At 40.7% G+C, this 10439-nt stretch carries 8 protein-coding genes; all 8 read right to left on the bottom strand.

The window, feature by feature from the left end; translation table 11 throughout:
* Positions 1-1397, bottom strand: a 1397-nt coding sequence (locus tag MKI85_RS09285; protein ID WP_241627107.1) for a hypothetical protein, incomplete at its 3' end; no start/stop codon positions are given.
* Between the two features lie 62 nt (positions 1398-1459).
* Entirely contained in the window at positions 1460-2407 is a 948-nt protein-coding gene (locus tag MKI85_RS09280; protein ID WP_241627105.1) for an OmpA family protein, read from the bottom strand.
* A 420-nt stretch (positions 2408-2827) separates the two neighbouring features.
* Positions 2828-4066: an HlyD family type I secretion periplasmic adaptor subunit gene (locus MKI85_RS09275; RefSeq protein ID WP_241627103.1), complete on the bottom strand. Its 1239-nt coding sequence runs from the start codon at positions 4064-4066 to the stop codon at positions 2828-2830.
* Positions 4067-4098: 32 nt separating this feature from the next.
* Entirely contained in the window at positions 4099-6384 is a 2286-nt protein-coding gene (locus tag MKI85_RS09270; protein ID WP_241627102.1) for a type I secretion system permease/ATPase, read from the bottom strand.
* An 87-nt stretch (positions 6385-6471) separates the two neighbouring features.
* Positions 6472-7704, bottom strand: coding sequence for a TolC family protein (locus MKI85_RS09265; protein WP_241627100.1), 1233 nt, complete (start codon positions 7702-7704; stop codon positions 6472-6474).
* 647 nt (positions 7705-8351) lie between these two features.
* Positions 8352-8588: an acyl carrier protein gene (acpP, locus tag MKI85_RS09260; RefSeq protein ID WP_016166057.1), complete on the bottom strand. Its 237-nt coding sequence runs from the start codon at positions 8586-8588 to the stop codon at positions 8352-8354.
* 87 nt (positions 8589-8675) lie between these two features.
* Positions 8676-9410, bottom strand: a complete 735-nt coding sequence (fabG, locus tag MKI85_RS09255) for a 3-oxoacyl-ACP reductase FabG (protein WP_241627098.1) — start codon at positions 9408-9410, stop codon at positions 8676-8678.
* Positions 9407-10393, bottom strand: a complete 987-nt coding sequence (fabD, locus tag MKI85_RS09250) for an ACP S-malonyltransferase (protein ID WP_241627097.1) — start codon at positions 10391-10393, stop codon at positions 9407-9409. The genes fabG and fabD overlap by 4 nt, the downstream gene beginning before the upstream one ends.
* Positions 10394-10439: the final 46 nt, after the last annotated feature.

Genomic DNA, 10439 nt, shown 5'->3' with positions numbered 1-10439 from the left:
AAGGTGCTCCCGGTCAGATCCAGTGTCCAGTTGCCTGAGCCATCTACGGTCAGACGTGGATCAGCTGTGGTGTAAGTCGTACCACCCACTTTGACGCTGAGAACACTGAGGGCAGTACTAGCATCGATATCCACCTTACCTTTAAACAGTAATGTATTGTCATTGGTAATGAAGTCACCTGCAGTGCCTGTATCATCAGTAATTGAATTAAAAGTGACTAATAAATTTGCATTTTGAGTATCAGTCTTATCAACTTTGGATATATCACTATCCGAAGCAGTATTGTTATAAGCATCACTTCCTAAAGCTGTAACAGTTGAAAGGTCTTTAACTGCATCAGGACCAATGGCAACGATACCTGTAGTTGGATCAATCGTAACGTTGGCAGGTGTATTATCTAAACTCCAATTACCATCTTCACCTTTAGTGGCATTTAATGTCACCACATTATCTGATTCATCTGTATAAGTAATGACCTGTTTAACATTATCCTCACCTGGTTTAACTGCAACTGCTCCGGTTGCTAGTGCTGTTACATCAGGAGTATCTGCAGATGTAGGTGTACTGTCATCGACCTGAGCAGTATCACTATCAGTCGCTGTATTATTACTCGAGTTAGTACCTGTAGAAGTCACTGTGCTGCCATCTTTCACAGCATCCATACCTATGGTCACTTCACCCGTAGAAGGATTAATCGTCACACCTGTAGGAGTTTTATCAAGAATCCATTTACCATCAGAACCCTTTGTTGCGGTTAAAACCACAGTATTATTGGATTCATCTATATAATTGATGACTTGTTTAACATTATTAGTGCCTGGTTTAGCTGTAACCACACCACCGTTTAAACCAATTACATCAGGTTTATCCGCTGATGGTGCTGGTGTTCCACCACCTCCTCCACCGCCACCACCTCCAGCGGCAGCCAATCCCACAATTGGAATTAAGGCCAACAACCAATACGGATTAAACTCGTATGCCGCTGAAGTTAGAGCTTCTCCGCCTAAAGCCTGACCGGCGCTCACTTCATCAGCCAACATACTCACTGCGTGTTGTTGTAAACCACTTTCAGGAACATAGGCATAATAATTGCCATTTTCATGTAGACCAATCAGCAGGTTCGTTGTGATTCCATCGGTTCCATAATAGCCTTGAATAATTAAATCTGGATCAATTGGATTTGAACCATCATCTTCAAAGCCAATATATAAATCATTACCAACACGTTGAATTTTAATATTTTCAGGTGCAAATTGAGTTGCATCATCTATCAACTCGTAATTAATGCCTTTTTGGGCTTGAATCGTGACAGGCTGGTCATGTGTTTTCGTGACTTGGAATGCTGAAATAACTTTTTTTGCATCGTGCAGTTTTATCGTTACAGTCTGATTTGACATGTTATTTATCCTTTTCTTATAGCTTGATTCTAAAAATAGTGAATAAATGCAGGGAGCAAGTCTTATTCAGCTTTCATTCCATAGGTAATGATTTCTACGCGTCTATTCGGTAAATCACACTGCTCACGTGCTGCCTTATCTTTTGCATATTTCTGCTCACAATCACTTACAATCAGCTCTTGCTCACCACGTCCTTCGACTAAAATATTCTTTTTAACCACGCCATCTTGAACCAACAGCATACGTACTGTTTCTGCACGACGCTGCGAAAGCTGCTGATTAGAATTTTCCGAACCTACTGGATCTGTATATCCAATCACCGCGATATGACTTATCGCCTCCTGATCACGCGCAATTTCTGCTGCAATGGCTGCAATTTCTTTCCGCCCTTTGGCTGTAATATCATTAGGTCCTGACTTAGCAAAACTAAATAGAGTACTTGCTTCTAGCGTATATTTTTTCAGCATCGTTTTGACTGGAACCTGAACATAAACAGGTTTTGCACATTCCTGAACTTCTTTAACACGAGAAACCGTGTTCACTTCTTCTTTAAGATTTGGCAAAAAGGCTTGCGCTTGGCTTTCAGTAAGCGCTTGTATTTGTACGTTCTGACCCGACCCATTCATTAAGCGATAATATTGTGTCGTTCCCTCTGTTAAGGTTTGCAGTGAATTCTGTTTTCGGGCATTCATGTAATTTAATTCACTATTGGTATATGCCGCATTTATACGTGTAGGGTGGGAACATAACTGTACTGCCTTATAAGCTCCTGGCAGCAAAGATGTAAAATAGTGTCCTTCGATAAAAATATTCGCAGCTGGACCACTTAAACCTTCTTTATCTCGAATAAATACAACTTGAGTACGTCCCTCTTTAATACTTTGAGGTTGTGCAAAAGGTTTAGAATCAAATATATTCCAATGCTCTAATGGTGGTTTCTTTGTTGCAGATGAACAACCAAACCCAAATACTGAAACTCCAAATATTAATATTAACCTTTTAACATTCATAATACCCACCTCTTTTATTATATCTCAATATTATTCAACCCAATCTATGGGATTATTATAACCTCTACATAAACCCCTATAAAAAATAAGTGTTTATGCAATTTTTTAATAAAACTTAATCATAAATAATATAAAAAAATGAGCAAAAAACAATAGCTTTAATTAGGTTTTTTTGAATAACATGAACTGAGTCACAAATTAAAGATAAAAATTTAAAATAATTTTTTTATTATTATTAAATTAAAAAACCATATTTAAAATATGGTTTTTTAATTTTCAAAAATTATCAGAAACATAGAATATACATTTAAAATCCATATTATTTTATAAACTCGAAATTATTTTAACCACACATATGGACCACTTATATTAATAACAAAAATCATAATAACTTTTAGTTTTAATTTTATTAAATATTCACTATCGTTCTTGTAGCGCTTGCTTCATGCGCGTAATCGGTTTGATTAAATATTGGAATATTGTTTTTTCTCCTGTTTTAACGTCAACACTGGCAATCATGCCTGGAATAATTGGCATCGGTTTGCCATTTTTATCCGTCAAAGAGTTCTGATGGGTTTCAACCAAAATGCGGTAATAGGCTTCCTCAGGATTTAAATTCAGCTCACTTGGTCGAGTTTTATCTCTGAGGGTGTCTGGGCTAATTAACGTGACTTTACCTTCCAAACCGCCATACAAGGCATAGTCATAAGCCGTAATTTTTACAATTGCAGCAAGCCCAGGGTGTACAAATGCGACATCTTGCGGACGGATATAGGCTTCAACCAGCAATTTGTCATTTAAAGGCACAATTTCCATAATGTCCTGCCCAGCCTGAACCACCCCACCAACCGTATTGATTTTGATGTTTTTGACAATCCCTTTTAACGGTGCTCGAATCAGGGAGCGATCTACAGGGTCAGCCCGCATTGCCATATTTTCTTTGGCTTGAGCAAGCTCAGACTCTACCCGAACCAACTCATTATTGGCATCCGCGGCATATTGATTCCGCTTTTCGTCAATTTGCAGTGCTAAATCTGAGGACTGACGACGCATACGTAATAATTCAACTTCAGACATTACCCCTTCAGCTACCATAGGTGCTGTGATTGAAATTTCACGATCCAGCATTGCCTTACTGGTTTTTAATCCTGTAATCGCTTCATCAACCGCACGTTTACGAGCTGTATATGCAGCACGCTCTCGATGCTTGAGTGACTCACTAATTCCAGCAGGAAATTGAATGTTAGTCCCATAAGATTCAGCTCTTAAACGCGCTGACATTGCTTCAAGGTTGGCAACTTTGGCTTCACTTTCCCTTAAAATGGCTGAACTACGAGTATCATCTAACCGTAGCAATATCTGTCCTTTTTCAACAATATCACCTTCTTTCACCAGCATCTCTTTGATGGTCCCAGGGTCCAAGCTTTGTAAGATTTGTTCACGACTGGTCGGTATGACACTCCCTTGTCCTCGTGTCACTTCTTCTACAGGACTGTGATAAGCCCAAAATACAAATACAATTAAAAATACAAACAGCAAACCAATCGTCCAGAAGAGCCCTGTATGCTTTTCTGTTTGTAAAGCAGCATGCAAGTCGTTGAGTAACTGTAAGTCTTTGGACTGTACTCGTTCTGCGGATGGGTTCTGATTATCTTTCATAAGCCTCACTTATATTGATCTGCTCGTTGTCGTTATAGCGATTCAACATTCTGTTCTTGTAATGGTGTTTCTTTTGTATGTTTACGAACTGTTGCCACATGTTCAGGCTGAATCACAATGGTTCTCCCCTCTGCTTTCTCTGCTTGAGTCGCTGATGTTGCGGCTTGTGTTGCAGCAGCACTTGATACGGACGTTTTCTTTTGTTCATTTTGAGCAAGCTTTTTCAACACCTCATCTCTAGGGCCATCCATCACCACTTGTCCTTGATCGATCACCACCACACGACTCACAATACTCAGCACTTGAGTTCGATGCGTGACCACCACCAAGGTTTTGTCTTTACCCCATTGATGCAAAGCATTCAGAGTTTGACGCTCTGTTAATTGATCCAGCCCATTGGTCGGCTCATCCAACAAGACCACGCGCGGGGAGCGCAAAGTAAGTCGCGCCAAGGCAATAATCTGTTTTTGCCCTCCTGAGAGTCCCAAACCATCTTCACCCAAAGGCATATCCAAGCCACGCGGATGATTTTGAATCAGGCTATCCAAACCAAAGCGTTTTAAGGCGAGCAATAATTCCTGATCTGTCGAGAAACCATCTTGTCGTGCCAAATCGAGATTTTCACGTAAAGTCCCCAAAAAAAGACGCGGTGCTTGACCCAGCATTGCGACCTGATTACGTAAGAAATTAGGATCAAGTTGACGTAAATCCACACCATCGAGGGTGACATTCCCCTCCAGTGGTTCAAACATGCCGCTAGCAAGTTTCAAGGTGGTTGTTTTACCACTGCCAATTTTTCCCAATATTCCAACTTTTTCACCCGCGGCTATACTCAAGTTCAAGGCTTTTAAAGCAGGTGGAATATCTTTCTGATATTTAAAACTTACATTTTGAAATTTAAGCTCACCTTTTACTTGATCAAGGCTAATATATTGCCGATCCGGATGACGTTCAATTTTTCGCTCAATAATGCTTTGTAGCCCTTGCAGACCAATTTTGGCTTGCTGGAAACGAATTGCCAAACTCGAAATTTGTGCCAAAGGTGCCAAAGCTCGACCAGACAAAATGACTGCGGCAATCAGTGCTCCCATGGTAATTTTGTTGTTTGGATCTGGGCTATGAATTAGATAGGTTCCGACAATCACCAAAATCACGGTATTTAATTGCTGCACCGCGACAGAAAAATTGACTACGAAATTACTCAAATCGCGAGTTTTTGTACTTGAAGCTGCATTTTTAGCGGTGTAATGATCCCACTTCTGTTGTGCCCAACTGGTGGCATTATTGGCTTTTAAAGTTTCAATACCTTCTATTGCCTCGACAGCTAAACCTTGACGTTGCGAAGACTCTTTCATGGATTCATTGATATATCGTGCCAAAGGTGCTTGGGCTAAAAGTCCAACCAACATCACTATAGGTATTAATATTAATGGGACGAATGCCAATTGACCGCCGATCAGCCAAATCACCGTGATAAACAGCAGCAAGAAAGGTAAATCGACCAAGACCAGTAAACTAGCGCTGGTCATAAATTCCCTCACCGATTCAAACTCACGCAAGTTATTGGCATAGGAACCAGAAGATGCTGGGCGTTCAGCCAAATCTAAACTCATCACTCGGCGAAAAATGGCTGAACTAATAATGAGATCTGCCTTTTTACCCGCAATATCGGTCAAATGCCCTCGAATCATCTTGGCAACGAACTCAAAGCTAATCGCCAGAATAACCCCAATACTGAGCACCCAGAGTGTTTCATAGGACTTATTGGGAATTACACGGTCATAAACATTCATAACGTAGAGGGAGCTAACCAGCGCCAAAAAGTTAATAATGAATGTCGCCAGAATCACCTGTGCATAATAGGCACGAAAACGCCAGATTACTTTCCAGAACCAAGCTTTAGGCAAGTGATATTCAGGTAGTTCAGAGCGCAAATCATGTGCGAGTTTCGGTTTAATAAACCAGCAATAACCCAAATACAACTCACTTAATTGTTGCTGCGTCAGACGTTGCTTTAACCCATCGGTTTGCTGCAACTCATATACACGTTCGTCTGCACTGCCTTCAATTCGTGTAATGACTGCGGCTTGATCTTGCTGCAATACAATCACGACGGGCACCGCCAAAGCAGGAATTTCATGCAGTGCTTTTTGCGTTAAAGTATTCTCAAAACCGTGACTTTTTAATACTTCCACCAAAGATGAATAATTCACATTTAAATGCTGATCATGTGTCACCTGCGCCATTAAGGTCGCGACAGGTAATGGACTCCCCAATAATCGGGTCGCCAATGCAATATGCTCTATGATGGATTTCATTCTCTTTATGTCATCCTTTTTTAATTCTTCGACCGCAAGGTCATTTATGCATCATCCACATCCGTTTTGGATCTGCCGTTTGTTTTGCTACTGCCTCACCCAGTTGCTAATGTTGGCTTGAGCACGTAAATAAGCCAGCGCAGCCATGCGATAATCATTTCGTGCTGTTACATAAGCCATTTCGACGCCTGCCAATTCGTTATAGGCATTCAGTACATCAATCAGGCTTTTTCGTGCAATTTTGAACTGTTTCTCGTTGTCACTAACCACCTTACGAGAAGCAATAATTTGCTCTTGCGAAATCTGCATTTTTTGTTGGCTTTGAAACATATCAATTTCTGCAGTCCGTGCGCGCTCTTCAATATCTCGCTGAATTTGATCAAGACGTGCTTTGGCAGCAACTGCAGATTGACCACTTTGTTCAACTGAATATTTCGCCCCCTGATTTAACAAATCCCACGACATATTCAAATACACCTGACGATCCTCAGTCGTCACATTGCCCTCCAAGTTAATACTTGGATAACGTTTGGCTTTACGATATTTAACCTCAGAGCGAATACTGTCTAGCTCCGCTTCTTGAGCTAAATAAGATGGATGTTGGGTTACTTCGCTAAGTTCATAGCGGCTAATGAATTCGGAAGGTGCCAGCCCTGCAAAAGGATCGCTCAAGGTGTTTTGATCAATTACCTCTGGTGAATACTTCTTAAGATGACTCAGCGCAAAGCCCAATTCACGCTGCAAGCTGCTGATGGTGTGTTCAACCTGCATTTGTCGTGCACGTGCCTGTGTTAGCTCTGAACGACGCCCAGCATCATATTGCACAATGACACTCACATCTTGCGTAAACTTATTATGACGCTCCAAACTCCGCATCTGCACCGCAAGGGCTTCATGCGCATTCAGGGCTTTTAAATATTCGGAACCAATGTTGTAACCTAGCTCCTCAGCCGTCTCATCTATCTTTTGTTCAAAATATTGTGATTTCTTTTCATCACGATCCACTTGCGCACGAATGGCACCAAATGAATACAAGTTCAAACTCCCTCTAATCCCTGGCGTGAAATCCTCACTCACATAGTCATATTGACTTTCATGTGACTGATCTAGAATCTGATTTGCGGTTAAAGCCAAGGTCGGATAATGCAGGGCTTTAGATTCTTTCACCTTACTGAGTGCAGCTTCTTCGTTGGCTTGGGCTTCTAACATCATTGGGTCTTGCTCCAAAGCTGTTTTCAACAATGTCTTTAACTGAACGGCATAAACTGATGTGCTAAATAAAAGTGTGATTAATAGAGCAACCCGTTTATTCCAACTCATTTGTGGTGCTCGTCTGATTCGCATTCTCATAATGGTTTCTTTAGATGTTTCTTATACGCACATGACACTGTGACTTTTACCTTATAAGCCAGTTTAACAATTAAATTCAAAGTGTTAATAGTCGAAATGCATAACCAACAGACAAGCACAATCATCAAGCAGAGCTTAATTATGATTAATATTTATATGATTTTTTGATGCATAAAAAATAGCATTAGAAATTCAAAAATTAAATTTACTAGCAGAATACCCACAATAATTGGATTTTTATATACAGATATACATATACATAATCATGATAATAAAATGATCTGTTACTCTGTTTTGATTATTTATTAAGCAAAACTTAACGATATGTAAAACCAAGTATTTTGGTATACATTTTTTGTTACAAATAAACCAACCAAATCACTCAACTTTAGTGATCCTACTCACCGCTTTTTTATTTTAGTTATGATGCTTTTCATTCTGATCTACTCCATTAAATTAAAACCGCAACCTCAAAAACACTATCCCTATTTCTTGGTATATTTCATTTGGGCTTTGAATTTATATTTATAAAACCTGAAAAGACACCACCTTCAAACACGCATTAAAAAAGCCACCTAAAAGGTGGCTTTTCTTTCAGCAGCGCTGAACATCAACAATTAACCAAGTTTCTTAGAAACGTAGTCAATTGCAGATTGAACTGTAGTGATTTCGTTAGAATCTTCATCAGGAATAGTGATGTCGAAATCATTTTCGAAAGACATTACAAGTTCAACTAGGTCTAGAGAGTCTGCACCTAAGTCATCCATGAAAGATGCTTCGTTTTTGATCTCTTCTACTTTAAGACCAAGTTGTTCTGCAACCGCTTGTTTAACGCGTTGTTCGATATCGCTCACAGGAATTCTCCTCATTGCTTGTGGCGTTTTTAAATGCCGTTAGTTTAATTGAAACTCTAATATTTTGAAAGTTCATACATCAGCCAATTAGCTCATGTATAAACCACCATTTACGTGTAAAACCGTACCTGTAATATAACTTGCCTTCTCAGAAGCCAAGAAACTTACAGCATTCGCGATATCTTGTGGTTCACCTAAGCGCTGAAGTGCCACTTGATCACTCATTTTTTTGCGAATTTCTTCGCTCAACTGTTCCGTCATTTCAGTCGCGATAAAACCTGGTGCAACTGAATTGACAGTAATTTGGCGGCTACCCATTTCTTTTGCAAGGCTGCGGCTAAATGCCTCAATCCCTGCTTTAGCAGCTGAATAGTTTGCCTGGCCTGGGTTTGCGAAATGCGCAACCACAGAACTGATATTAATAATTCGTCCAAAACGAGCTTTGGTCATGCCTTTAAGAACGCGTTTTGATAAGCGGTAAACGGCTTTTAAATGAATGTTCAGAATATCATCCCAATCATCTTCAGACATACGCAACAACAAATTATCACGGGTAATCCCTGCATTATTTACAAGTGCAAGAACTGGACCATAATTTTGTTCGATATCTGTAACCAAAGCGTCTATTGCTGCACCGTCACGTACATCAAGCACTTTACCGGCACCATTTTCACCAAATGCTGCTGATAATTTTTCTGCACCAGACTCTGAAGTCGCAGTACCTACAACAAAATAACCGTCTTGAATCAACTGTTGAGCGATGGCTGCACCAATCCCTCGACTCGCGCCTGTCACTAAAGCGACTTTGCGTTCTTGTGTCATGCAATTTTCCCTTCTGCCACTAAAATGGCATTCAGTGCATCCTCCATACGACCTTTGGTGTCGAGTGGGAATGCTTTATCAATATTTGGTAAACGCTTCGCAAGATTGGCAAGTACGTTACCTGGACCACACTCAACAATAAATTGAATGCCTTGATCCTGCACAAACTGCATGGTTTTGGTCCATTGTACGGATTGGTACAATTGTGCAGTTAATGCCTGACGTAATTGCGCTACATCTGTCGCGATTTCCGCGTTGACATTTTGTATTACAGGAATGCTAGGTAGCTCAATGGCAGTTTGTTCCAAAGCAAGTGCAAATTGTTCGGCAGCAGGTTTCATTAGCGAACAATGTGATGGCACAGACACAGGAAGTGCAATTGCTTTGCCTGATTGTTCTTTTGCAATTGCCATCACCGCTTCTACAGCCGCCTTCTCACCCGCAATAACCACTTGACCTTGCGCATTGTAGTTCGCAGCGTCTACAGAACCCTGACCTTGTGCCGTTACTTCAGCACACAACTCAATAACTTTGGCATCTTCTAGACCCAAAATCGCTGCCATTGCGCCTTTGCCTTGAGGCACAGCATTTTGCATGAGCTTGCCACGCAAGTTCACCAACTTTACAGCATCGCCCAATGACATTGCACCAGCAGCAACTAAAGCACTGTATTCACCAAGTGAATGACCGGCAAGGTATTTAGGCGCAACACCGCCCAACTCTAACCATACACGCCATAAAGCAATACTGGCTGTAAGCAATACAGGTTGAGTGAATTCAGTTTGATCTAAGCCTTCACCGCTTTGGGCAATATGCCACAAATCAAAACCAAGGGCTTCAGAAGCTTCCGCGAACGTGTCACGAACACCACTAAACTGTTCAGCAAGTTCAGCCAGCATGCCAGCTTTTTGCGAACCTTGACCTGGAAACACAAATGCAGTTTTTGTTGCTTGAGCTGCTTGTTCGAGTGGTCTAGCAGACATATAAAAAATCCTTTATGTAGTCACTGCTCATTCTTGGATCGGAAAT

The organism is Acinetobacter zhairuonensis (genome assembly GCF_022601715.1).
Classification (GTDB): domain Bacteria; phylum Pseudomonadota; class Gammaproteobacteria; order Pseudomonadales; family Moraxellaceae; genus Acinetobacter.
The sequence above is the reverse complement of the archived record's forward strand: the minus strand, read 5'-3'. Positions and strand labels throughout refer to the sequence as shown.

Excerpts from the sequence above, each read along its gene's own strand:
- MKI85_RS09275 (WP_241627103.1), bottom strand. The coding sequence starts at position 4,066 with ATGAAAGATAATCAGAACCCATCCGCAGAACGAGTACAGTCCAAAGAC.
- fabG (WP_241627098.1), bottom strand. The coding sequence starts at position 9,410 with ATGACACAAGAACGCAAAGTCGCTTTAGTGACAGGCGCGAGTCGAGGG.
- fabD (WP_241627097.1), bottom strand. The coding sequence starts at position 10,393 with ATGTCTGCTAGACCACTCGAACAAGCAGCTCAAGCAACAAAAACTGCA.
- MKI85_RS09270 (WP_241627102.1), bottom strand. The coding sequence starts at position 6,384 with ATGAAATCCATCATAGAGCATATTGCATTGGCGACCCGATTATTGGGG.
- MKI85_RS09265 (WP_241627100.1), bottom strand. The coding sequence starts at position 7,704 with ATGAGTTGGAATAAACGGGTTGCTCTATTAATCACACTTTTATTTAGC.
- MKI85_RS09280 (WP_241627105.1), bottom strand. The coding sequence starts at position 2,407 with ATGAATGTTAAAAGGTTAATATTAATATTTGGAGTTTCAGTATTTGGG.